The 22,108-nt window shown below is 43.0% G+C and carries 22 protein-coding genes, 1 tRNA gene and 4 pseudogenes; 11 read left to right on the top strand and 16 right to left on the bottom strand.

Annotated features, from left to right (window positions below):
* Nucleotides 1-340: 340 nt before the first annotated feature.
* The 7 genes and pseudogenes from MKQ70_RS32625 to MKQ70_RS32660 form a co-directional block, all read right to left on the bottom strand.
* Nucleotides 341-1,225, bottom strand: a complete 885-nt coding sequence (locus MKQ70_RS32625; RefSeq protein WP_248079207.1) for a TraM recognition domain-containing protein — start codon at nucleotides 1,223-1,225, stop codon at nucleotides 341-343.
* 38 nt (nucleotides 1,226-1,263) lie between these two features.
* Nucleotides 1,264-2,381: pseudogene (locus MKQ70_RS32630) on the bottom strand (YWFCY domain-containing protein).
* An 81-nt stretch (nucleotides 2,382-2,462) separates the two neighbouring features.
* Nucleotides 2,463-2,813 carry a hypothetical protein gene (locus MKQ70_RS32640; protein WP_248079213.1) on the bottom strand — a complete coding sequence of 117 codons (351 nt, stop codon included), beginning with the start codon at nucleotides 2,811-2,813 and terminating at the stop codon, nucleotides 2,463-2,465.
* Nucleotides 2,814-2,845: 32 nt separating this feature from the next.
* Entirely contained in the window at nucleotides 2,846-2,998 is a 153-nt protein-coding gene (locus MKQ70_RS32645; protein WP_248079216.1) for a hypothetical protein, read from the bottom strand.
* Nucleotides 2,999-3,124: 126 nt separating this feature from the next.
* Nucleotides 3,125-3,730: pseudogene (locus MKQ70_RS32650) on the bottom strand (relaxase/mobilization nuclease domain-containing protein); the annotation flags it as partial.
* Between the two features lie 178 nt (nucleotides 3,731-3,908).
* Nucleotides 3,909-4,310: a plasmid mobilization protein gene (locus MKQ70_RS32655; RefSeq protein ID WP_248079218.1), complete on the bottom strand. Its 402-nt coding sequence runs from the start codon at nucleotides 4,308-4,310 to the stop codon at nucleotides 3,909-3,911.
* Nucleotides 4,311-4,551: 241 nt separating this feature from the next.
* Nucleotides 4,552-4,854 carry a hypothetical protein gene (locus MKQ70_RS32660; RefSeq protein ID WP_248079220.1) on the bottom strand — a complete coding sequence of 101 codons (303 nt, stop codon included), beginning with the start codon at nucleotides 4,852-4,854 and terminating at the stop codon, nucleotides 4,552-4,554.
* A 1,014-nt stretch (nucleotides 4,855-5,868) separates the two neighbouring features.
* Between MKQ70_RS32660 and MKQ70_RS32665 the strand changes: the two genes are divergently transcribed.
* The gene (locus tag MKQ70_RS32665; protein ID WP_248079222.1) at nucleotides 5,869-6,588 is read left to right on the top strand and encodes a hypothetical protein; all 720 of its coding nucleotides are present in this window, start codon (nucleotides 5,869-5,871) and stop codon (nucleotides 6,586-6,588) included.
* 160 nt (nucleotides 6,589-6,748) lie between these two features.
* On the opposite strand, the gene MKQ70_RS32670 is transcribed toward MKQ70_RS32665, so the two are convergent.
* The 7 genes from MKQ70_RS32670 to MKQ70_RS32700 form a co-directional block, all read right to left on the bottom strand.
* Complete coding sequence (locus tag MKQ70_RS32670) at nucleotides 6,749-7,900, bottom strand: DNA cytosine methyltransferase (protein WP_248079224.1); 1,152 nt, start codon at nucleotides 7,898-7,900, stop codon at nucleotides 6,749-6,751.
* A gap of 263 nt (nucleotides 7,901-8,163) precedes the next feature.
* Nucleotides 8,164-8,742 (bottom strand): DUF4240 domain-containing protein, encoded by a 579-nt coding sequence (locus MKQ70_RS32675; RefSeq protein WP_248079226.1) that lies wholly within the window; start codon nucleotides 8,740-8,742, stop codon nucleotides 8,164-8,166.
* Between the two features lie 478 nt (nucleotides 8,743-9,220).
* Nucleotides 9,221-9,985 (bottom strand): ATP-binding protein, encoded by a 765-nt coding sequence (locus MKQ70_RS32680; RefSeq protein ID WP_248079228.1) that lies wholly within the window; start codon nucleotides 9,983-9,985, stop codon nucleotides 9,221-9,223.
* Nucleotides 9,976-10,593, bottom strand: a complete 618-nt coding sequence (locus MKQ70_RS32685) for a hypothetical protein (protein WP_248079230.1) — start codon at nucleotides 10,591-10,593, stop codon at nucleotides 9,976-9,978. The genes MKQ70_RS32680 and MKQ70_RS32685 overlap by 10 nt, the downstream gene beginning before the upstream one ends.
* Nucleotides 10,594-10,952: 359 nt before the next feature.
* The gene (locus MKQ70_RS32690; protein WP_248079232.1) at nucleotides 10,953-12,281 is read right to left on the bottom strand and encodes an AAA family ATPase; all 1,329 of its coding nucleotides are present in this window, start codon (nucleotides 12,279-12,281) and stop codon (nucleotides 10,953-10,955) included.
* Nucleotides 12,282-12,288: 7 nt separating this feature from the next.
* Nucleotides 12,289-12,762 (bottom strand): hypothetical protein, encoded by a 474-nt coding sequence (locus tag MKQ70_RS32695; protein WP_248079234.1) that lies wholly within the window; start codon nucleotides 12,760-12,762, stop codon nucleotides 12,289-12,291.
* A 127-nt stretch (nucleotides 12,763-12,889) separates the two neighbouring features.
* Nucleotides 12,890-13,939, bottom strand: coding sequence for a hypothetical protein (locus MKQ70_RS32700; protein ID WP_248079236.1), 1,050 nt, complete (start codon nucleotides 13,937-13,939; stop codon nucleotides 12,890-12,892).
* A gap of 713 nt (nucleotides 13,940-14,652) precedes the next feature.
* Between MKQ70_RS32700 and MKQ70_RS32705 the strand changes: the two genes are divergently transcribed.
* The 4 genes from MKQ70_RS32705 (at nucleotide 14,653) to MKQ70_RS32720 (ending at nucleotide 19,066) form a co-directional block, all read left to right on the top strand.
* On the top strand, nucleotides 14,653-16,137 hold the full coding sequence (locus tag MKQ70_RS32705) for a hypothetical protein (protein WP_248079238.1): 1,485 nt from the start codon (nucleotides 14,653-14,655) through the stop codon (nucleotides 16,135-16,137).
* Between the two features lie 4 nt (nucleotides 16,138-16,141).
* Entirely contained in the window at nucleotides 16,142-16,537 is a 396-nt protein-coding gene (locus MKQ70_RS32710) for a hypothetical protein (RefSeq protein WP_248079240.1), read from the top strand.
* Between the two features lie 854 nt (nucleotides 16,538-17,391).
* A complete protein-coding gene (locus MKQ70_RS32715) occupies nucleotides 17,392-18,165 on the top strand; it encodes a DUF4365 domain-containing protein (RefSeq protein ID WP_248079242.1) in 774 nt (257 codons plus the stop codon).
* A gap of 7 nt (nucleotides 18,166-18,172) precedes the next feature.
* Nucleotides 18,173-19,066 (top strand): hypothetical protein, encoded by an 894-nt coding sequence (locus MKQ70_RS32720; RefSeq protein ID WP_248079244.1) that lies wholly within the window; start codon nucleotides 18,173-18,175, stop codon nucleotides 19,064-19,066.
* Between the two features lie 64 nt (nucleotides 19,067-19,130).
* On the opposite strand, the gene MKQ70_RS32725 is transcribed toward MKQ70_RS32720, so the two are convergent.
* On the bottom strand, nucleotides 19,131-19,814 hold the full coding sequence (locus MKQ70_RS32725; RefSeq protein ID WP_248079246.1) for a hypothetical protein: 684 nt from the start codon (nucleotides 19,812-19,814) through the stop codon (nucleotides 19,131-19,133).
* A gap of 130 nt (nucleotides 19,815-19,944) precedes the next feature.
* Between MKQ70_RS32725 and MKQ70_RS32730 the strand changes: the two genes are divergently transcribed.
* The 6 genes and pseudogenes from MKQ70_RS32730 to MKQ70_RS32750 all read left to right on the top strand — a co-directional run bounded on the left by MKQ70_RS32730 (nucleotide 19,945) and on the right by MKQ70_RS32750 (nucleotide 21,922).
* Nucleotides 19,945-20,085 carry a hypothetical protein gene (locus MKQ70_RS32730; RefSeq protein ID WP_248079254.1) on the top strand — a complete coding sequence of 47 codons (141 nt, stop codon included), beginning with the start codon at nucleotides 19,945-19,947 and terminating at the stop codon, nucleotides 20,083-20,085.
* A complete protein-coding gene (locus tag MKQ70_RS32735; protein ID WP_248079256.1) occupies nucleotides 20,082-20,378 on the top strand; it encodes a hypothetical protein in 297 nt (98 codons plus the stop codon). Before MKQ70_RS32730 ends, MKQ70_RS32735 begins: the two co-directional genes overlap by 4 nt.
* Before the next feature lie 76 nt (nucleotides 20,379-20,454).
* On the top strand, nucleotides 20,455-20,820 hold the full coding sequence (locus tag MKQ70_RS32740) for a recombinase family protein (RefSeq protein WP_248079258.1): 366 nt from the start codon (nucleotides 20,455-20,457) through the stop codon (nucleotides 20,818-20,820).
* Nucleotides 20,821-20,888: 68 nt separating this feature from the next.
* A pseudogene (locus MKQ70_RS42995) lies at nucleotides 20,889-21,242 on the top strand (recombinase family protein); the annotation flags it as partial.
* A 92-nt stretch (nucleotides 21,243-21,334) separates the two neighbouring features.
* A pseudogene (locus MKQ70_RS43000) lies at nucleotides 21,335-21,391 on the top strand (hypothetical protein); the annotation flags it as partial.
* Between the two features lie 60 nt (nucleotides 21,392-21,451).
* Nucleotides 21,452-21,922 (top strand): hypothetical protein, encoded by a 471-nt coding sequence (locus MKQ70_RS32750; protein WP_248079262.1) that lies wholly within the window; start codon nucleotides 21,452-21,454, stop codon nucleotides 21,920-21,922.
* A 45-nt stretch (nucleotides 21,923-21,967) separates the two neighbouring features.
* On the opposite strand, the gene MKQ70_RS32755 is transcribed toward MKQ70_RS32750, so the two are convergent.
* Nucleotides 21,968-22,042: transfer RNA gene (locus tag MKQ70_RS32755), tRNA-Glu, on the bottom strand.
* Nucleotides 22,043-22,108 lie beyond the last annotated feature (66 nt).

The raw sequence follows: 22,108 nt of genomic DNA on the forward strand, positions 1-22,108 counted from the left end.
TCAGCCTGATAGTTGAAATGTGTACCCTGCACGTTTTATATGGTACCAGGGGATAAATATATTGAGGAGGGAGGTTGCGTTTTGCAGCACCCGTTATTTTTTAAATGGCTCTTCGGAGCCCTAACCTACGGGCTGGAATGTCTATTCCGGCCTTTTAAGACATTTATTGTCCTGTCAGAACTAACGTTGAGGAGAAGATTTGGATAAGGCTGTTCCCATAATTGTCACCTCTAACATAACGACACTACTGAAGCCGAAGCAGGGGCTAAGGTTTAGGTAGGGTTACTTCTTTCTCTGCAGTTAGTTTTGGCTTAAGGCCGGGAGACTTCTCCCGGCCGTTTTATTTATTATTGTCCGGGTTAATGATCAGCAGGTGCGACAGGCTGGGTGTGTTGCGAATCCGCTCCAGTTCCGTAGCCCGTATGAGTTGGATATCATTTCGAATCCGGTTAAAGTTGTCGGTGACCTCCTGTTGCGATACTTCTTTTACTATCGGAATTTCTTTATAGGCTGCTTCCTCTCGGGCAATGGCCGCATGATCATTCTGAATATGGGCATGAAATGCTTTGAGCTTGATGATCTCGGTAGGGGTGTCTCCCATGATACCAACGAATTCCCCGGAGGAAAGCTGGGCGATCTTGGATGGCGGGATCGCCGCATCCAATTGCGTGCTCTTGGATACGCTGGTATCCTGCCGGTTGATAGAGACCGATTCCCTTGGCTGTACGACTTTTCCAATCCGTTCCGACATGAATTTGGCGGTATCACCTACAGATTGGCCACAGAATATATTCCCGCAAATATTGACCAGTACTTCTGCCTGTTCCCGGCTATAATCTTTCTTCAACTGCGCGTAATCCTGGATAGCAAAAACTACCGCACACCTATAGCCGCGTGAAATTCCGACGAGATTTTCGCAGCCGTTCCAGAAAACTGTGGGCAGCTCATCTACTATGATGGCGCTGGGAAGCATGCCCTTCACCGTTATCAGCCGACTGAGCCTTGTCAGGTAAAGAGACAGCACGGCGCCATAGGTTTGAACGCGTTTGGGATTGTTGCCAACGCAAACAATCTTGGGGTCTTGCGGGTTGTTGATGTCTAAGGAGAAATCATTGCCGCTTAATACATAATAAAGTGAAGGGGAGACAAGACGAGAAAGTGCAATCTTCGCGCTGGCGATCTGGCCTTCGAGTTGTTCCATTGCGCGATTCAAATACGCGCTCAAAAAAGGATTTTTTCGGGGAGGGTCGCGCCCGTCATAATTTATGACGGGCGCGACCCTATCAACACTTCAATCTCCGGCTCAGTACCCAGAATCGGAAAGAGGTCATCGTAATGCAGGGACTGAAACTCTATCGCATGCGGAAGGGTGCAGTACTGGCCTCCTTTATACTTTTTCAGAAACCAGAATATGGCAGTAACAAAGTTGATACTACTCTCGGAAAAAAATTCGCCGGATTTTTTTATCCAGTCTCTATTGAGCGCCAGAAGTAGCGTCCGGCTTGACTCTGCTGAATCTGTGATCTCTGGCATGCCATCTGGTGGAATGACATTGCATCGATGCGTGCGTGAGCAGTCATCAAAGTTGATATAATAAAACTTCGGAGGTTTTTCGTAGAGGTGCTTGTACTTTAGAAAAGCGTTGTAAGCGATGATGGAGAGATCAGGAAACTTGAAATCATATACGAATAAAACGTATCGCTTCGATATCATTTGGGTGATGAAATGACGTATAATGAAATACGATTTTCCGGATCCTCCGCCTCCAATTATCATCGTACTTCTAAAAGGGGCCAGGCAGTTAATCCAGCTATTTCTTGTTTTGCCGCGAAAGTTGTACTTCGCAGGCAGGTTAACACTGTATTCGTTTGACCGGTACTGTTCTTCCTGCGGGAACGTTTCGTTCAGTTCGTTAAAGATGTCCTTATCCAGGTTGACTTTGATCAGTCGGGATATTCTGGCACCTGAAGTTATGAGTAGCAGGTAACCTGATGCAGTAAGACAGATGTATGCAATACCGACAACTGCAAATGGCAGCGGGGTATCCATAATCAGTGGGGAAGCCCAATACAATAACAACCCGAAACAAATTCCCAGGATGATGTTTACCGGTTGGGACTTCACATCTTTTTTCCCCTGATGCCTGCAAGGGCAAGGATCAGCAACCCCAGCACAGATCCTTTTAGGTATAGCTGATTGTTGATGGCGGGATGCGTGCCGATTTTGAAGAGGAACTTGTTTAGGATCTCGGAAGTTGCGCCGAGTTCATGTAGACTGCCATAACAATAGATGTAGCAGTGAAGGCCCAGCAATAGCATGCTGGCCAGCCGCAGCAAATCTGTTATGCTGCGGAGCATTTGTTCATTTTCGCCTGTTCCCATGTTTGTTGGACATGCGGAGCTGGTGTGGGAGGGAAGGTTACCTGCGTCGCTTTTTCCTTTTCTTTCCTTTGGCTTCGTGCATCATTTCCCACGGTGTTTGTCCGTAAGGTGTTTCTGCATGTAGAAGGTCTTCGAGGAAACTGTGGTAGGAAAGGACGCCTGGATAGGTTCCTGGCAGGTCTGGTAATTAATCTGGTTGTCGTTTTTTTGCTTTTGATAATCTGCTCGCAGGTTTTCCAATAGGTTTACCTGCAGATAGGTCGAAAGGGATTTAGAAACTGGAATAAAGGTGGTGGGTGCCAGGTGGTAGGCGCCCATGAAAAAGTAGACTTTATTATCGTCCACGGCCCTTACATCAATTTTTACGCCCTCTTTCTTCCAATATTTGAGTACCTGGTCGAATCCGGTGGTGAATTCTGTTTGTCCCAGCACTCGGTTGATAAATGATCTGTTGAATTTGATGGCTACCTTGTCAGCTGAGAGCAGCCGTGCGCCAATGCCAGCTGCGCCATACCCTTTTTAAGGGCAGAGCCTTTGAATACGGCGCCGGTTCGATTGTCGATGAAGGTGATGCCGCCGAGGTTGCCAAGGCGGTTATGCCAGAAGTCAATGGCCACATTTTCTGCCTGCAGGTACTGTTTAAATGCAGCCAGATCAACTCCCTTGGCAAGCGTTTGGTCAATAAGCTGGATCAGGCGTGGTCTAAGTTTTTCCGTGCCTGAAGGGCCATCTGGTACTTATAATCAAGAAACCTGAGCGTAGGGCAGTCGGGGATGTACCGGTGCCCTGACATAAATACTGCTCGCTTTCCTTTCCGGACTTATCTTTTCTCCATGCTTGTCGATGACAGAATAAACAAGTCCTTTTCGGTTATTAAGCAGACTACCTAGTTCTCCGGCATCTGCGACGATATTGTATTGCCTTAATACCTGGTTGAATTCTTCCAGGGAGGTGAAATGATACTTTGCGATGACGGCCCGAACAATACTTCCGATCTGGTCCCGGTGTCCCTTTTTGTCTTTAAGTACAAGATCCGGATTGGCTGCGGCAATGACGGCCTCCACTTTTGTATTTTGATCTTTAGCTTTAACAAGTCCATACTCCACTTCAATTTCCTCTCTGGCTTGCATGCCAATAGTTTTTCCTATCAGGTGCGTTTTTATACGGTGACCATTGTTTTTAATGTTGGTCGTCATGATATGGATGTGCGGGTGGTCCGCATCTGTGTGCTTGTACACCAGGTAGGGTTGATCCCCGAATCCGATCTTGGCAAGATATTTCCCGGCGATCTCTTTGAGCTTGTCTTCCGAGAGTTCCTCCCCGGCTGAAAGTTTAGGGAGATATGCACAACATTGGTCTTGGCAATTTTATTTTTCCTCGCCTGTTTTTTAAATCGGTGAAGTTTGTCTTTTATCGTCAGGTCATCAACGTCCATACCAAACCCTACGGCATCGATACAGGTGGCCTGTCCTTTGGCAACTTTATTTTCATTGTAATAAAGCAGGCCGCTGAAACTTTTTCCCGTCGTTATTCTCGCAACCATTTCCGGGAGAGTTCAGAAATGATTTCCAGCGGGCGCCTGAGTTGTTCCCGGATCTCCTGAATCGAAGCCTGTATGATGTTAAGTTCCATTGGTAGGGCGATCTTCCCTTTGACGTTTAGTAGCTTGGTGAGCTGGTTGAGGTTTACGCCCACTGCCTTGACTTCCTTACGGGCATCTACAAGTTCTTCCATCACTTTGTCCAGGCTTTCGTCAATTGTTACGACTTCAACTTTGCCCTCACACAAAACATGTCTGAGCAATTCGCTCATGGTTTTGTAATGGGATTTGGAGAGCATGTCCGAGAATCTTTCAAAGTGATAGGCGGTTATTCGAGTTTTAACGTCGAATTTCAGCACAACATCATCCGGTAATTTATGGCGATTCATACAGCTTCATTTTTCACTGACTGCCAAAGCAGCGGTTTTATACCATATAATTATATTGGCCGACTCTGAAGGCCAATAAACACTTGCGCACATTTGTGCGTAAGTGTACATCTTGCTGACGCGCTCAAAGCGGCAGGGGCTTTAGGCTAATAGGGGCCTTACGGTCATCTATAGCCTTTTGTGGCAGTCCTTTAGAGCTGCTCGCTGCCGAACTGGCATTTGACGCCTATAGCAATAATCCCTACAGGGTGCCTTTGAAAATCTGTGGATTCTTTATGCCGAACTGCCGTAGTCTATCTTTAAAATGCATCCACAAAAAGATTTGGTAGTCGGCAATTTCAAACCACTCATCTCTGGAAATATCGAACGGGTTGATGATAACTGGCAGAGTTGAACCTTCTTTGTAAGCCTCGTTAAGACCGAAAAGATTTTTGGTAAACCCCTCGCCAATCTCCATCGAATTTGAAATGCAGATCGTATGTCCGGACAGTTTTATCTCCTTGCCGGTACTTAAACTCATCTTATGTTTTTTAATAGCGGCCATAGAATTTTCGTTTGACGATTAAAAATTCCTCAGTTCCGACCTGTGCGGGAAAGGCCGAATGCAGCGAAAAACTGCATTACATTAAATGATAAGAAGTGAGTTTTCGAGTCATAACAAGTTTGGATATTTAATAAGGAAAATTTTAAAATGTACTTGTTTGTTGTTTCCTGGTGCCTGTTTATGATTAATCCTGCTTGCTTTCCAGGGGCAGTCATTCACCTGATAATTTCTGGTTTTGTCTACTGCGCACAAATGTGCTTGTATTGGCAAATCTTAAAGCCGAGTTATTCCTATGTAGGAGGAAAAATGATGATTTGCGCGGGGTAGAAGTGTTGCTGTCGGACTAATGCCAGCCCAAGGTTTTGCTGATGGCAGATACGAAGAATTATAGAGATCAGCTAATCCCGTCACTTGCTCTTTGATAGAGGATGTTGCAGGATCGGGAAGTAGAACTTTCCTTTCAGGGGCGGCAATCAGTTACGTTTCCGGAGCGAAGTTGCCACGAATGTGTATTGATTTCTGGTTAGGATGGTCTCAATTGTAAGGTTGTCTGTGACAAAAGTGTTGTCATTTTCCGGGTGGATTGCAATGAGTAAGTAATTACCTGGAGTGGTTCACTAAAGTTTTTTTCCCCGGTGAGCGGGTTTCGGTAGCTTTGTAAGGCAATACTCCAAATTACTTTAAGGCTGATATATTTTGTCTGTTTTTTGTCGATCCGTCTGTTGTTCTACGTTATTATAGCATCAAAAAATAGACACGAAGATCGCAGATTCGATGTCAGTTACCTGATGAACTATGCCACAAGGTGGAATAATTGTTTTATTCTACCAGAACGTTTTCGGATTCCAATTACTAATTATTCTACTCCTGACGGTATCGTTTGCTGGCGAATGCTTGATTTTTAGGTGTCAAGACTTAAGCGCTTTATCGGACTGCGAGTTGCATGTAGCTGCATAGATAATGAAAATTTCACCTAACTACTGGACTGAATACGCGCAATTAAAAGTAGCACAAATGGATTCTGGAAAGGAACATAACTTCTTAAGTTATCGAAAAGTGACGGACATAGCCAGCATGCGGGCAGATGTTTTTGTACCCCAAAGGATGCACTCCTTTCCTCCGGCAACATCGACAAGGAGATGGGATGGGGGACCGATTTCTGAAATTAAAAAACCAGGTGTTGTTCATCCGGATGCCGGTATTACCAGAAAGGGGACGACCATTACAGAAAGAGCGTGTAGCTCCCTATCGCAAAAACTTGCCTTCATTATTTCTAAAGGATCAGCGCAAATGGATATCGCAGATAAGGTTTACAATTTAGCCGGAACCCGGGAAAAGGGAGCAAGTGGCTTTTTCTTTTTTAACCAAACGTTACTGAAGTCACGGGTAATGATATGGTATGCAGGGTCAAGGCTGGATGACGCGATACGAAAGTATCCCGTGTTTATCTGGTACGACGATCAGACAGCCGGGAGCTTTAAGGGGCTATTTAACAGAAGGGACCTGGAGGGTTTTGAGTTTACGGCACCTCGGGTCATAGTACAGAGTGCGGTAAATTTTCTGGAAGGATATACAAGCGAGCGGGATATCTGCTCCCAGATTTCTTCCTGGCTTTCCACGTGCAGCCCGGCGGGGTACTTAAAAGGATTGGAGGAGCGGCGACAACTAAGAGAAGGCATAGCTCCTGTTGTAAGGGAAGCTGAGCTTATATTCAGTCAGTACATTAATGTATAGATGCAGTTGTCAGGTTGAAATAAGTCGGGCCAGCATTAAGATGCCGGCCCTTTTTTTCTGATTGTAACTGTTTAAATGTAATCCCTATGTCCCTAAAGGTAATTTTGTAGGATTTTCATTTGTCCTACGTAGTGAAAATTTACCCGTCCCAAGTTGTCTGTCATTTATTCTTACCCTCTCCCAGATCGTATTCTGCCTGCTGGATGCTTTGGAAAATCTGAAAGGCAACCTGGGGAACGATTGCGTTTCCTAAACTCCTGATGGATTCTTTCCGCCATTTTGAAAAGGAGATGTCAGCCAATCCAAAGGAAAGCCCATCATCTCCGCCACAAACAGGGGACTGAGTTGGGAAGTTTTCCCAGGGGTTCCAACTATTCCGTGGATGGAATGGGCCAGCGAGTCGTTCTGTCGTTTCGGGTCTGGTCGCGTGCATCCTCCCTTGTGATCTGACGTTGCTGTGGGGGTAGGGAGCAGCTGTGCCATCATCAATTGTTCCAGACTTACGCCATACTTGTTGCCCTGCTTGTCCATCGGCCTGATCTGTCCGATTCCGAGTTTGCGCCGGCTCGGTGTGGCCACCGGTGTGGGCAGCAGAGGAGATCTCAGACGTTCTATCATGTCTCTGAGGTTGGATAACTGACTCCTTCCCGGCCTTGCCACTGTCATTTCCTTGATGATTGCTTTGTCTGATTTTGGGGGTAGTTGATCCATTGTCGTCGGAGTGGGCAACAATCCAGATCCTGTCGCGGCGGTGCGGCGCACCTTGGGAGCAAGCCGGTATACACATAATGACTGGCGTGCCATCGGTAAGTTGTGGAAGAACATATCCTGCCTGCTGGAGTTGTTCAAGGATGGTGGCAATGATCCTTTTCTGGATCTCGGTGCTGTTTTTTTCCAATTGATGGTCGAATAATACGCCAGTCTTTGCGATTTCCAGGTTACCAGCACCGATGGGGTCCATGATACTGAGTAAGCCAGTAACGTTTTCAAGAACAATCCAGTTGGGCCGGATTTTTGTAATGACTCTGAGAGCTTCTGGCCAGAGGTAGCGATCGTCTCCTTTACCTGCGCGCTTTCCAGCCACACTAAACGGTTGGCAAGGAAATCCTGCTGAAACAATGTTAACTGCTCCATAAAATTTGTCTCCTTTTAAGTTTTTAATGTCTGTGAATTTTTCGGTCTGGGGGAAGTGATGGTCCAGTACCTTTCGGCAGAAGGGGTCGATTTCAACTTGGAATCGGTTCTGCCATTTCATCCATTGGGCGGCAAGATCAAAGCCTCCAATGCCGGAAAAAAGACTTCCGTGAATCATAGCCCGTAGTGTTGCGTCCCTGGTGTGGGGCCGGAACAGGTTAGACAAAAGGGCTGTCCTAACAGACAATAATAACTTACTTACAATTCAGGATATCTCATCCGAGATGGCGCTATAACGGGGGAAATTTAGCAGATCGTTATGGCCTTGAAAGGAAATGAAAATGCCGGCACGTTTCGGTGCCGGCATAAATTGTAAGCGAATAGAATTAGCGTCTTGGCTTCCGCTTCGGTTTTTCTGTGGAGCTGCGTTGCCTTCCTGATTTAGTTTCTCCATTTTTTGGCGATAAACATTTCTTCCATTGCATCATATAGCTTGGGAGCGTAGCTTCTCATGATATCATCGTCGCCCTGATTCCAGTCGAACTTGCACTTGGGTTGCTGGAAGTGTGAATAAGGAAATCCTTTTGGGTAAGATGGCATGTCATCAGTGCCAGTTTTTAATTTCATTGCATAGCTGCTTACGTAGCTGAAAAGCTCGAAGTCATAAAATTGGGTATTCGGGTCAATTAAGCTGACAAGCGTATCGGGATTCTCAATAGCATTATTGTAGGCTTCTTTGCCCTTTGAAATAAGCCAGGCCTTAAAATACCTGAAACTGTCATCGGAGGTAAAGTGGTCATTCATGATGGTAGCAGCGCACCAAAGGCGGTCGGAATGCGCTTTGTAGATAAGCTGCTCTGTTTTCAGCTCAAAAGCGACGATGTCTTTTTGGGAAAGGCGGGCGAGGATAGAAGTTAGTTTTTCCTCCTGTTCCTCTTGTGTTTTTACATTTAAAAGGGATTTTCTGACAATTTCCCAGTACTTGTCTTCATCCATTTCTCCCCATGCACCTGTAGCCATATAATAAGAGTTTGGTGACTGTTGTTGTGAGCGTGGGGAGTCTAAAATAGTGGTAGAAGTGGGAGCGAATTGCGAGATAGCAAATATATATTTCCGTACGTTGGATATACAACCAATGTGTTGTATATGCGTTTGTTTACACGTTATTTTTGTTGTAAATGAAGGCGTCCGGAAGCCTCAAAAAATTGGTAACCTGAAGAAGTTGTCCGGTAATCCATACTTATCGCTATCTATTCACCAAACTTTATAGTTACTATTCGGTATCTGATTTTCAACACGTTTTATCATTTCAAACCCTCATTGTGTACCCATGAAAAGAGTGCTTTATGCTGTTGCAGCATCGCTTGCCATTGTTATGGCGAACCTTTCTTGTCAAAAATAGCAATAGGCGCCCCAATCATCGGACTGGCTATTATATGCCAGAAGAGATCCGATTCTTAAATCCTTGTCAGAGGATCTGGTGGCTAACAAACAAATTCTAACGCTCCAAGTGAAATTGCTTGAAGTGATTACCCATAAACTCAAATTTCTTCTCAATTAGTGAGGCTAACCGCGCATTTGCAGTAGCAAAAAATATTTGCTTGCCTTCTTTAAGAATGAAGAATCTCAGAAAATCGAGTAGCGATAAAATATTGAAGTCGTCAGTGAAAGCCACTGGATCGTCAAAAAGCATAATTTTCGGACCATCCTTAAGTTGGCGATTTAACGCAATGAACAGTGACATTGCCAGTGCTGACCGCTGCCCCGTACTAATTCTATTGACAGGGTGCTCGGAGCCATCAGGCTTCACCAGCAGAATTTTACCGTCGGAAAATGTAATGGCGTTAAATTCCTTTGGAGAGTGTATCGTCACGTAAATGTCGCTTATTAGTTCTCGGTTCTCTTTAAAAAACGCTTCCATCGCCGTTTTTCCCCGGTCCTTTGACATTCTATCAAGTATGTTGATGGCATTTTCGAGCCGGGCATGCTTGGCCTTATTGCCATCTATAAACTCATTAGCATGCAGGATTTTATCGAGTTCTATCTGCAGTTCAGTTTGGTCATTAAGGGCTTTTCGTAATGATGCCACATTTTTCTTCAGGATTTTTACTGCATTTGAAATAGACAGGATTGAATCCGAATCAGAGAGGTGGACTATTGTTTTTATTTTTGAAAACGCTGTATCCAAATTCTGCAATCCCGCTTCTTTAGCAGCTAATCTTGCATGGATTGTCGAGACAATGAGGTCATCGTCTATGGACATTGGGAATGCTTTTTTACATCGAGATATATGCCAGATAGCAGCCGATTGATTTCATCTGCCTCTTTTTCTGCCTCTTTTATTTCTTTAAGAAGGTTTTGTTCATACTCCGTAATACTACTTTTTTGATCAACCTGTAGTCGTAGTTTTGGGCTTTCCCATTGGGACATGTATCTATCTATATCATAAAATTCTTCTTCTGATAATCCTGAAATTTTTGCCCAATCTGAAATGTCGTCCAGTTGTTTCTTTTGGTCTTTTAGATTGTTGAGGGAGTTTAAAATTGCGCGCAATCGCTCTACTATTCGATCCATTCTTAGTGCCCCTATCGGCGTCTCAGTATGCGTATCGTTGATCCACAGGAGTGCTTTGCGAATTTTTTCCAAGTCGGACACGGCATTTCCCGCCATTATTACGGCGTCGTTAGCATCGGGACGCTTTCTTGTCAAATCCGCGATTTCAGTGCCTGCTTCAATGATCTCAGGAACTATTTTAAGTATCTGTTGTGAAAGCAATTCAGGCGTGTAGTGGGCTTGGCATAATGGACAGGTATCTAAATTTTTAGATAACTCCAATAGTCTTTTGCCATCAATTTTTATTTGTGCAATCAACTGCCCAATCGTCTCGCCTTTTTACTGTGCTCCTGGATCTTTTGATCAATATTCCGCAAGTGCTCCTTTGCAAAGAGTTCAAGCTCTTCGAGTTCAATGCTTAAAGCTGAAAAGTCGATTTCGCGGTTATATTTGTCTAAATCAATGTGAGCAAGCAATTTATGCAAGTATTCGCAATTGCTCAGGTCCGCCTCTACTTTTACCCTCCGAACGGCAAATCCATCAAGGGCCATCCCCCAATCATGGCTAACATATAGCTTTGCAACAGAGATTTTTGCAATCTGATATTTTTATCAGAAATTTCACTCAATAACTCTCCACGACGTTTAAAAAGAGGATCTATAGAGGAAAGGAAACCATTAAATTGACTTTTTTTCATCTCTTAGCTTGGTGGTTTCATGTGTGTGGCTGGTAATTGAGTCAATAACATGGCTGCTTCGTTCAAAAGGCTCCAGTCTTATTTCCAGTTCGTTAATTAGCAAATCGACTGATCCCAGCGAATCAATAGAAATTTTATCAGCGTGCACGGGACGCAACTCAGAAAGTTCTTGCGTTATCCTTTCTGCAAGCAGTTTTACATCTCCTGTACTTTGAAAAGCTGCAACTTTGGCTTGGCTTTTTTCTTTTACGTCCCGCTGCTTTTGAAGTTGTGTTGTTAACGAGTTTAAAGCCGGGCGTAGGGCTAACAAAAACTTATCTACACGATCGATGATGCGCGAAAAGTCAGCGCCTAAAACGATATTTGAAACAGCCTCTTGTATACCTTGTTCGGTGTTGCCCTCTGTGAAATCCCTCGCTGCATCGGCATTATAGTAGTTGAATCGGTTGAAGGATAAGAAAAGCTCACTGGTGCGCATCGTACTGTTCCCGTACCATTGACGATCTCGATCTCGATAAAGCCCCAGGTTTGAGGGTGAGAAGGGGAAAGGTGAATTGCTTCCATTGGCGTACATGGTGAGACTATTTGTGGGGAATTCTACGCTGGAGTCGCGGAAAATTTTTCCACATATAGAAAGCTCTATTGCTTCCAAAATAGAGGTTTTTCCTACACCGTTCACGCCAGTAATCAAGTTCATAGCGCCAAATTGGTACTGACGAACGTTGGGGTACTGTCTATAGGAAGCATTAAGGATGAGACGGTCAATTTTCTGCAGGCGTACAACGTTGTTTGTTGTAGTTGCATCTCTTTTCTGTATTGAAGGGACTGGATTACCCTCGATAAATCGTTTTGTGGCCGAGGTGATGGTCGTATCTTGATAGGTTTCAATCAGACCAGCCTGTTCCAATTCAGCTTTCCAGTTTGCTAAGACGTTAGGAGCTGGTGTGTCACTGCCTTTCTCCAGTCGAAAGAAGTTTTTAAATTCTTTTGGTTCAAGCAGGTATTTTCGAGCGTATATTTCATCATTTTCAATTAGCTTTTTATCTTTTCCTTCAAAACTGTCCCTAATAACAAATAAGTAAAAATTCCACTGAATGCCACCAGGATTATTATAAAATTCACCTGAAAGCAGCCGTTCCTGATATCCCTTGAAATTATCAAATACTTCTTCGCCATCCAGATCCAGGTAACATATCGCGGCCCTATTCTGACCTACTGACATCCAGTTACCCTTATATATATTTTGATGGACCATTTCGACATTGCGCCATTCACTTCGTGCAACGTCTAAAATAAATTCTTTTTCCATTTCGATTTTAAGTTAAGATTGAACCTTCCTCACGACTAACAACATGTGTGATCTTTCCAGCATTTTTGTCATAATAGGGAATTATGTCATCACCGTGTTGGTAGAAAACGACAACTTTTTCCCGTGACCGATGACTTTTAGCAAAAAGCGATTGGAGAATTTTAAATAGATGCTCCACTTCTGCTTCTCTTGCCATACCAAGATAACAGACGGTGGCAATTTCCGCTTTTCCCGAGCTGTTTAGGACATTAAATAGGTAGTTGTCTTCTTTCGCGTCAGGGGTGTACCCTATACGTAACTGTTTCCCTCGTAAATCAGAAAGGCTCTCAGGAAGATGCTCGCTGTTTAATAAGGTTTCGAGTTTTTGAATAGCAGATACGTATTTTTTCCTTTCGTCTACATTTTGCGTTACGTTGTCTTCTGCAAACGTTAATCGGAAGTTATTATCGTTGTCCAGAGACGCCAGAAAAGGATGTAGCAATAGTATGTTATGCCAAAATATGCTATCATTTTTTTAACCTTACCGGTAGAAAGTGATACCAATATTTCCTTTTGAATTATGCAGGCGTTATCGTCTGTTAAAAACTTAGATGTGCTACCCAAGTCTTTCAAAAACGACAAGTGGTGGTCGCAGATTTTGTCATTTGCTTCAACCAGTTCATCTTGTTCATTAAAAAGTAGGTTTGAATATTGTTAGGCCCATCCCTTAGATGCCGAGAAGCGACGCCTTCGGTGATATCTGCTGGTGTAATTTTCAAGGAGTAATAGTGAGCAAGACTATTAAAAACAAAAATATGGTGATCCTTTTTTCCGTAAAAGTAGTAGACGCCGCGTTTGTGATTCCCTTTAATGCGTTTGGTTATCCCTTCGCTGTCTGGACTTTTAATCAGAATGGAACTGCGCGCACTTTTATTAGGAAATAGGGGTTTTGTCTGAATCTTTGAGTCTCCATGCCAATTCAGTGTTATGATCTCCTTTCGAGGGGCCTGAAAGATAAATTCCCTAAACCGACGGAAATGTTCGTGGGAGGGATTGGGATTCATCTGCGGATTATAGATCAGGTAGGTATCAGTTTTCCATCTTAACTGGCTCATGACTGCCGTGCTCAGAACTGTTTGAAACTCCATTGCCTCGGAGCATACCAACGATATAAAGTGAACGGATTCTGGTGAGTTCCGTAAAACATATATGGTTTTACCTTGTACAAGATGGTCTCGCTCAAATGGGTCGTCCCTGGCACCCATGTGGGCGGTTTTGAATTGTACTAATACAATAAGTTTGCTGTGGCCATTGTGAGTTCCCCTAAAAAAATAAAATAGGGGATCGACAAAGTCACCCATATCAAATTTTATATTTTCTTCAAAATGGATATGGGTTGCGACATCATTATAGTCAATTTGCAGTTTTTTTAATTCCGGTAATGTTATAGATTCTCCGCCCAATACCCATAGCGCCCCATCTAATGGTCGTAAATCTCCATCTCTAATAATATCATTAATTATTGTCAAAGGACAACAATATTCTGGCGCCAAGGCCAGATCGACTTTATCTTGCCTGGCCTTTTTAATGAATGCCGTAAGTCGACCATCGACGTTGTACTTATTTTTTACCTGCTTATTGACAGCTTCAAGAATTCCTTGATGCTGGTAAAGTGCCATTGTATAAGGGGTAGTGTTTTTTTTTTTAATGCCTGAAGATCTGCGGTGATTTGCAGGTCTTCATCCAGAAATACAAACTGCATGCTACTTTTTCTTTAAACATTCACACGTGGGCGGCTGACGGAAACTTACAATCTGCGACTCTAAATTGGGGGAATCAATAGATTACTGGTCAGGCAGCCTGCTCAAATTAATGATGGTTGATGAGGTGTCTAATACGGTAGTTAGGGTTACGTAAAATAATAAAATTATCGGAAAAGGAAATATTGTCTAACGGTAAGCGAAAAAATAATAGCTGAATTAGTTGTTCAGGAGAGTACAAACGATGTCCAACCCTTTCTCCATAACTTGATCGGCATGTGGTATATCACCTATGAAGGCCGGCGTGGACAACAAATCAAATGGAATGTGTCCAAACAGCCTATGCTTAACTGCTAATGTGGCGCAGCGATAATGACAACTTTGCCAGCATTTTGGGATAGTCGAACAGCCTGCAGCCGGTGCCTTTCATGTTAAAAAGCAATTATTTATCAATGTAAGTTTATCGTGTTGAATTTATAAAGTTAATTCCACGCAAATCACACTTTTGTGTTATTTATCGATTGCATTAATGCTCTAATTTTAAAATGATCTTACACAAGAAGAAGATGTTGATGTTGCCCACGTAAGTAAATAGTGTTTTTGTTTTTGTACCCACTTTTAAATATCGTTTCATGCTCAAAAGTACCCTCCGGCTATTGTCGGTATCCCTATCATTTCTCATACTCTATGCCTGTTCGAAGCAATTCACTGCTAAGCCGGACGATGGTAAACAAGGCCAGGTTTCGTTGGCTGCGGCGCGAAAGGCGTTTACTGAATTGACCCATGGAGAAAACGCCAGAGACTCGATGGCCCCCACATTTTATTTCAACAAGCCCGATTGGCAAGGTGCCAAATGGAAAACAAAGCCCGGTTCGGTTTCTTACCTGGAAGTACCGCTGACTTCAGATGTAAAGATTGAGCGTCTGTATGCTTTCTACAACAAAGAGAAAAAGTTACTACAGCGGGCGACCTTGCCAGCTCCATGGCTGATGTTTTACAAGGACTCCATTGGCGCTATTCACTACGATGTCGTGCAGCATGTACCCAATACTGCACCTGATTCCTCCAACCTGCCCTCGTTGGGACGTTTCAGCGGCGAAGTGAAAAAATATGACTGGTATGGAGCATTCCGTTCTGGCGTATTGTATAACAATGGCGTACCGTCAAAACGGATCAAACCCGGAAGCCGCACTGCTCCGTCAAATGCCCGGTGGGAACATGCCTGCTATACTACGTCCATTTGTGTATTTTCAGCAAGCTGTTCCCGATTACGGGGTGGTGTATACCAGGTAACGCAGGCCATGGTCGCCGTTGAGACCCAGGATGGTGGCTGTTATTCTGTCGGTCCAAATGATTCACCTGAGAGTGTGCTGATGCAGAGCTGCTGGTGTAACAGTGACTATGTTTGTGGCTGGTGGTCGCTTTACAATTCCAGCCAGCAGGAGTATTGCGACTGGTATTGGTTTGAAGATGATCCGACACCCGACCCCAATGATCCCGGTACATTTCCAGATCCGGAAGTGTTCATGAATTATTACGTCGAATCACCTCCGCCTGGCGATATCGTTAGCTTGACCGAATTCTTAAAATGCTTTAATCAGAGCCAGGCAGCCAAGTTTACCATCTACGCCGATCAACCAATACCCAACACGAGGATGGTGATAAAACACAATTTGCTTACTAATGAAACCGATGTTGGCCATGCATTCGTTACTATAGAACAAACCATCAACGGAAACACGATTAAACGAAGTTTTGGTTATTACCCGAGTACGATGGTCACCGCTGGTAACCAGCAGGCAATTATGGCGATAAGAGATGACGCGACGCATCCTTACGATGTGGCACTGTCGGCCGATATTACATCAGCGCAATTGACAGATATAATTGCCGCAGCCAAATCCGCGACATCAATGTATCACTTAACTAACTATAATTGCACTAATTATGCGATCACGTTAGCCAATCTTGCAGGCATGGACCTGCAGTTTACCAAGAACCCAAGTTTTCCCGGTTGTAATCTCGAGATCTTGGTCAGGACCTGCGTGGTAAAACTGGTGCAACCACCACTGCAGGAACAGCGCCTGCAAAAGCCGGAACTTGTCAATAAATCTTAATCATATGATACCTGCATTTTTATTATCATTACTAGGCATACTGCCAGCAGAGCAGACGGATTGGTCTGGTCTGAAATCAATCAGGCTCTACGCTTATGTGCAGAGGGCGCAAATGGATACCCTGAGCGCTGCTACCATCGGGCAAATGCCCTATACGGAACTCAATCTGGGTAAAGCTAAATCCATACTGACGCACGCATCCCGCGATACTTCCATGTTCTTATACAAGGGATCCAGCCGGATGGCGATAGGGACATTTGCCGACGGCAGTCAAACCCGGTTGTTTATTAGCAATTATGGCGGTTTCTTTTACGACACTAAGCATAAAGGCAATCTGTTGCTGCCGGAAGCCTACCATGAGGCATGGTATAAACTGCTAAGTGAAGGGACCTCGAAATAATGACGTGCATAAATTTTACAAATGGCCGGCCTGACAGGTCGGCCTTTTTATGTAGTGGTCTCCATACTGTGGTAGCGTCTAAGGAGGTTACGAATTGGGGGAATTATGACACCGTCATTTCACTGTTGATTTGATTCATTGGCATAACGGTGTAGAATAAGGGAAAGGAAGCAACGGCAATTTTGCGTCTCTTCAATCAGTTTGCTAAATTTGGATAAGTTAAAAAGCTGTTGCCTATGGCCTTTTTTCCACCAAGATATCGACGCAGGAAATAAAGTATTTTAGACGCTTTAATTCCATCACATGTCTGTTTTGCGTACCTATAATTGTCTATATAAACTTTGTGTCCAACGCCAGCAAAGAAGTGTGCGTTGCGGTAGCTGCGCTATGGTTGCCATATTTGATCATTGGATATTCCTGGGCAAAGCGTTCCGCCAGATTGGAGGAACTTGAAAATAGGGAACTTGATGGGGCAAGATACCGTTCGTTAGAAAACGACAACAAATGAATAAAACTGGCTTAGCAGGCAGCGATACCCGTGCCTAATAACTGGCATTATGATAAGTGTATTATAATCTTATTAAGGAAAAATGTTTTACAGAGTCTTATAATTATTTATCTGACAAATCTATTATAAGTAGGAATTGGATTTCTGTATTTTCATTTAAGTCCAATATTATCCTGCCTAAAACCTCGGGCGTCAGCGTCTATTCTGCCAGAACTTCATAAACAGCTCATATCCTCCTAATTAATGTATAATCCTTAAATTTATAACCAATGATGTTATATTAATTAATAAATCAACGGTGTTATAGATATCGATTTTTGAGGTTTGAAAAAAGTAACAGTTTATTATGGCTTTTGGCGATTCTCCCACTGTGGACCGTTTTTCGGAAAACGAAGATGAAAGCAATTCATATTTTACACTTAATTTCTCAGAGCGTAATGGGTTTCTTGCGTCAAAACCCAAAGACAAGGGGTGCGATTTTATTGTAGAGTTAATAAATGAGCACAAGTCAACTAATTGGTGGATTCCTGTGCAAATTAAAAGTATTGAATCTCCCACTTTGGTCGATAATGGAACATTGCTTTCTTATCAGTTTGAGACATCTCGGCTGCAGTACATGCTGCGGCCTATACTGCCAGTAGGGCTGATAATTATATATTCCGTGGGCGAGAAAAAATTGTATTATGATTTTGCTGAAAACATTTATAAACGTTTATTGGAAGAACGTAACGGTGACAGGTCTTTTCATAATAGAGAACATGTAAATATCCATATTCCATTAGATAATTTGGTTGGTGAGAGTAGTGTAAAAGAAATTCACAGCTTTCTTATACGCCGGCATCAGAATGTTGGCGACTATTCTCCCTTTATAAACTCGGACCTTCCCACTTTGGCTCGTAAAGTTACTCTCTCGACAAATGCTCCATCTTTAGATTCTTCCATTAATACTTTAAAAGAAAGAGGGGATGAAATGTTTAACAACAATGAAATTCCTCAGTTAATGGAGTTGTTGGAACAGGTCGAGTGGCGCCTTCTTCGTGAAGATCCTCAATTGGGGCTACTTGCTGGTATCACGTATTGGGCAACGGGCATGCGTGTAGATGCTTCTTTTTTTCTTTGAAAAGGTTTTGAGTAGCAAGCTAACGTCAGCTGAAGACCGGGAATATGTTGAGTGGGCAAAAATGTTTCTCGACCATAGTCTTGGGAAAACCAGTGTTCAGGAATTTAACGAGAAAGTTAAAAATTGGTGGGATCATCTACCTTTTAAAAATGAAAGTGGAAGGTTGAAAGTAGAACTGTCCATAGCGAGAAATGAAATTGAGATGCTTGGTCCCGCAAATATGATCGGCTTTTTTGATCTGGCGAATCGATATTATTTACTTAATGACCAAATTCGAACTGCGCAACTTGATGGATCAGCGAGAATTCAATACTATTTAGAAAATGTAACTAATCATGGATTGCTTGCCACGAAATTTGATTCTATTTTCCGAGTTGTCATTGGAAATCAAAAGATGGAGGGTAATGTTGATAATAATTTGGTACAAGAGTACTTTTCATTAAGGCAAAGGCTGGTGAGCGATGTGGATCATGTGTTTCCCTGGATAAAGCCGATTGCTCGAAATTTTGTGCATAAGGTAATGCTGGCAAAGTGTTTAGAATCCCAGGTCAGTTTTCATCTGCACATGGATGTAAATGCAATTAAGTATCCAATTACAGAATTTGATTTTTATTCTGAAAGTTATAGGCAGAAAGTGAAACTGCATGTGGATTTTGGTTTAGAAGCCTTCCAAATATTCTGGGAGCACCAGATATATAAAAATGCTCTTAATACACTTTTGATTGTGCTTGAATTAAACGAATTGGCAAAATACATTAATGTTGAATTGGATCTTGATGTGGTAGCCTTGATGGAAAAGGCCGACTGGTTGGTGAACCGGCTTGAGGTTGAACCTAAAAAACTATGTGTGCCGGGGTTTCTTGAACTTTATAATAAAAGAGTATACGTTGCTAAACTTTAATAGGGTGATCATATCAACTAAATTTCTATGCTGATAAAGTATTTCCCTCTGATTGGTGTTTTGGTCATGTAGTGAGATCAGCAATATGGTCCAATCTATTAATGGTCTCATCGGGATCGTATTCCGGGTAATGCTTCTTGAGGTGGGTTATGAAGGACAGTCTTATCGCTTGATTTTTCCATCGGAATACTGGAAAGCACGGTGGTTCCTTCGGCCATTTTTGCGCTATGAAATCATTTACAGGAAGGTAAGGAGGGGTATAAATTGCCGCAGCTTGAGTCAATTCCTGGGCCAGCTCTGGTTTCAAAGTATCTGTAAGGGCGTCCATAATATCTGCTCCGCTCATTTGTCCTCTTACTGCGTTTATAATCCCGGGATAGCGTGCAATGCCCCTGTCCATAAAAAAGTTGATAAGGAAATCGAAGAATGGGTCTTCCATTCTGTATCTCAGGTCTTTTCCGGATTGCTTATAGAGGTCGGTGAATCGTTCCAATGAAAACCCTTCGCCATATTTGGCCAGAATCCAATCCAGTAATTCTGTCTCCAGTTTGGTGACTTGGTCTATCGTTATACCCAGCTCATTGTAGGGTTTTTTAGTGTAAAGGTCAAAGAAGACGCTCTTCACTGTGGTTTGTTTTCTTTTAAATCTTATCAAGATGTAAAGGGGATAGGTGGCCTTACCCTGGAATTCTACCTTGGACAGCTTATCATTAAAATGGATTTGATATGTGATCTTTTTCTTTTTCAAGGGTGTAACCTATTGAGGTCAAAGATTATGTAAAAAAGTATAGGTAAATATAATATTTAAACATGCATTTTGCGTAACTTACAGTAGTTCCTACACATCACAGTCTTTTTATCACCCTAAATGTGTGTGTATGGAAAAGTTATCACCTGAAAAAGTGGTGGAGTTGCTCCAAAAGGAAGGGATTGAAGTTACGGTAGACCAGGCTGAAGATATTCTACGATTTTTGCGCGAGTTGGCAAAGGAAGCCGTCAGACAAATATTAAAGAAATGAAAATTCCATTAATTGCAGACCTCTATATAAGAATCGCCTCATCATTTCAGGCCGATGTTACTAATGGCATACAAAAGCAAGATAAAGCGTTGCGAGGATTTTGCTCCGACAATGGAATTGTTATACGTAATGTTTATCAGGATGCATGCTCTGGAAATGCGGATGGTCTTGAGTGGCAAGAGTACATTGCCCAATCTCTCAGAATCCGAATGCAGCTGATCTTTTATTGGTATCAAATTACGACCGAATTAGCCGTAAAGTTTTTACTATCATTGAAAAGATTGAATACCTAAGATCAATAGGTGTAATAGTGATGAACGCAAGTAAAGAATCTGATAGGAGTAGTGTTAAAATATAAACTCTTAATGAATGAAGGCAAATTTAGTTGCAGATTTGTACATCCGTGTAAGTACCGATGAACAGGCGGAAAAAGGCTACTCTCTCCGCCAGCAGGAGGAGTCTTTGCGCCGATACTGTGAAACTAAAGGTTATACTATAAGGAATGTGATTTCAGAGGATTACTCCGCCAAGACGTTCAAACGTCCTGCATGGCGCCAGCTCTGGTGGATCTTAAAAAATCGTAGTAAGGTCAATCTCCTGCTTTTTACCAAATGGGATAGGTTTAGCCGGAATGCTGGTGATTCCTACCAAATGATTTCACGCTTGCGGCGTTTGGGGTCGATCCCCAAGCGGTTGAGCAGCCGCTGGATCTTTCCATTCCTGAGAGCAAAATGATGTTAGCCTTTTTCTTGTCTTATCCTGAAGTGGAAAACGACAGGCGTGGTCTTAATACATTTTTAGGCATGCGTCGCGCCAGATCTGAAGGTCGTTGGACTGGCCCGGCGCCTTTAGGGTATATAAATCGAGTAACTGAGGTGCTTGGGAAGTATATTGATCCAGTAGAGCCTACAGCCACGATTATACGCTGGGTCTTCGCTGAAATTGCAAGAGGAGAACGGACTGTGGAATCGGTGATGTTACAGGCAAGGGAAAAAGGGCTGAAGTGCTCAAAGAATAATTTCTGGCTTTTAATCCGAAATCCAATTTACAAGGGGAAAATTTTCGTTCCCCAGTATAAGGACGAACCCAGTTATTTTAAGGAAGGTAAACATGAACGGTTGGTGTCGGAAGAGTTGTTTGATGAGGTACAGGCCGTTCTCGACGGGAGAAAGCGGGTAGTTAAACCCCGCATGGCGTCGGTCGATAAGTTTCCTTTACGGGGTATATTAAATGTCCACAATGTGGAAAGCTGCTCACTGCGTCAAGTTCGAAGGGGCGAACAAAGTTCTATTCCTATTATCATTGTTTCGAAGGTTGTACTGCCAGATTTTCAGTTAAGGAAATTCACGACGCCTTTCAGGAGGAATTGGAGAGATACGTTCCAAAGCCTGCTTTGCTAAATCTTTATAAGAAGGTACTTAAAGAAGCCTATGAAATTGAAAGCAAGGATATGGTGGGCAATAGGCAGAAGGTGGTTTCTCAATTAGAGGATTGCAATACGAGCTTGCAAAAAGCGAGAAAGCTGCTTTTAGATTCGGATATCACCGCTGATGATTATAGAATGATGAAACAGGATTATGAAAAACGAGTGGTGCAGCTGGAGGAAGAATTGATAAAACTTAAGCCTGTATCCGAATCAATAGATACGCATTTGCAGGCCGCCTTGAAGGTTTTGCTTAATCTAAAGGACCTGTTTAACAACGGAGATATTCATCTGAAAAGAGAGATATTGAGTTCGATGTGGCCGGAAAAAATGATATTCAATGATGGGCAACTTCGAACCACACGTGTAAATGAAATTGCAAGTATAATATACCTGATGGACAGGAAGTTATAAAAAGTACAAAGGGTACAAGAAGGAAAAATTCCAACTTGTACCCTCTGGTACCGCGTACGGGATTCGAACCCGTGATTCCTCCGTGAAAGGGAGGCGTCTTAACCCCTTGACCAACGCGGCATTTCTTGTTTCCCGATCATTTTCGGAACGCAAAGATAGGAAACGCGTTTAAATCACCAAATAAAA

The sequence above is a fragment of the Chitinophaga sedimenti genome (genome assembly GCF_023156195.1).
Lineage (GTDB): Bacteria > Bacteroidota > Bacteroidia > Chitinophagales > Chitinophagaceae > Chitinophaga > Chitinophaga sedimenti.

Excerpts from the sequence above, each read along its gene's own strand:
- MKQ70_RS32655 (WP_248079218.1), bottom strand. The coding sequence starts at position 4,310 with ATGAATCGCCATAAATTACCGGATGATGTTGTGCTGAAATTCGACGTT.
- MKQ70_RS32660 (WP_248079220.1), bottom strand. The coding sequence starts at position 4,854 with ATGGCCGCTATTAAAAAACATAAGATGAGTTTAAGTACCGGCAAGGAG.
- MKQ70_RS32665 (WP_248079222.1), top strand. The coding sequence starts at position 5,869 with ATGGATTCTGGAAAGGAACATAACTTCTTAAGTTATCGAAAAGTGACG.
- MKQ70_RS32670 (WP_248079224.1), bottom strand. The coding sequence starts at position 7,900 with ATGATTCACGGAAGTCTTTTTTCCGGCATTGGAGGCTTTGATCTTGCC.
- MKQ70_RS32675 (WP_248079226.1), bottom strand. The coding sequence starts at position 8,742 with ATGGCTACAGGTGCATGGGGAGAAATGGATGAAGACAAGTACTGGGAA.
- MKQ70_RS32680 (WP_248079228.1), bottom strand. The coding sequence starts at position 9,985 with ATGTCCATAGACGATGACCTCATTGTCTCGACAATCCATGCAAGATTA.
- MKQ70_RS32690 (WP_248079232.1), bottom strand. The coding sequence starts at position 12,281 with ATGGAAAAAGAATTTATTTTAGACGTTGCACGAAGTGAATGGCGCAAT.
- MKQ70_RS32700 (WP_248079236.1), bottom strand. The coding sequence starts at position 13,939 with ATGGCACTTTACCAGCATCAAGGAATTCTTGAAGCTGTCAATAAGCAG.
- MKQ70_RS32705 (WP_248079238.1), top strand. The coding sequence starts at position 14,653 with ATGCTCAAAAGTACCCTCCGGCTATTGTCGGTATCCCTATCATTTCTC.
- MKQ70_RS32710 (WP_248079240.1), top strand. The coding sequence starts at position 16,142 with ATGATACCTGCATTTTTATTATCATTACTAGGCATACTGCCAGCAGAG.
- MKQ70_RS32715 (WP_248079242.1), top strand. The coding sequence starts at position 17,392 with ATGGCTTTTGGCGATTCTCCCACTGTGGACCGTTTTTCGGAAAACGAA.
- MKQ70_RS32730 (WP_248079254.1), top strand. The coding sequence starts at position 19,945 with ATGGAAAAGTTATCACCTGAAAAAGTGGTGGAGTTGCTCCAAAAGGAA.
- MKQ70_RS32735 (WP_248079256.1), top strand. The coding sequence starts at position 20,082 with ATGAAAATTCCATTAATTGCAGACCTCTATATAAGAATCGCCTCATCA.
- MKQ70_RS32740 (WP_248079258.1), top strand. The coding sequence starts at position 20,455 with ATGAAGGCAAATTTAGTTGCAGATTTGTACATCCGTGTAAGTACCGAT.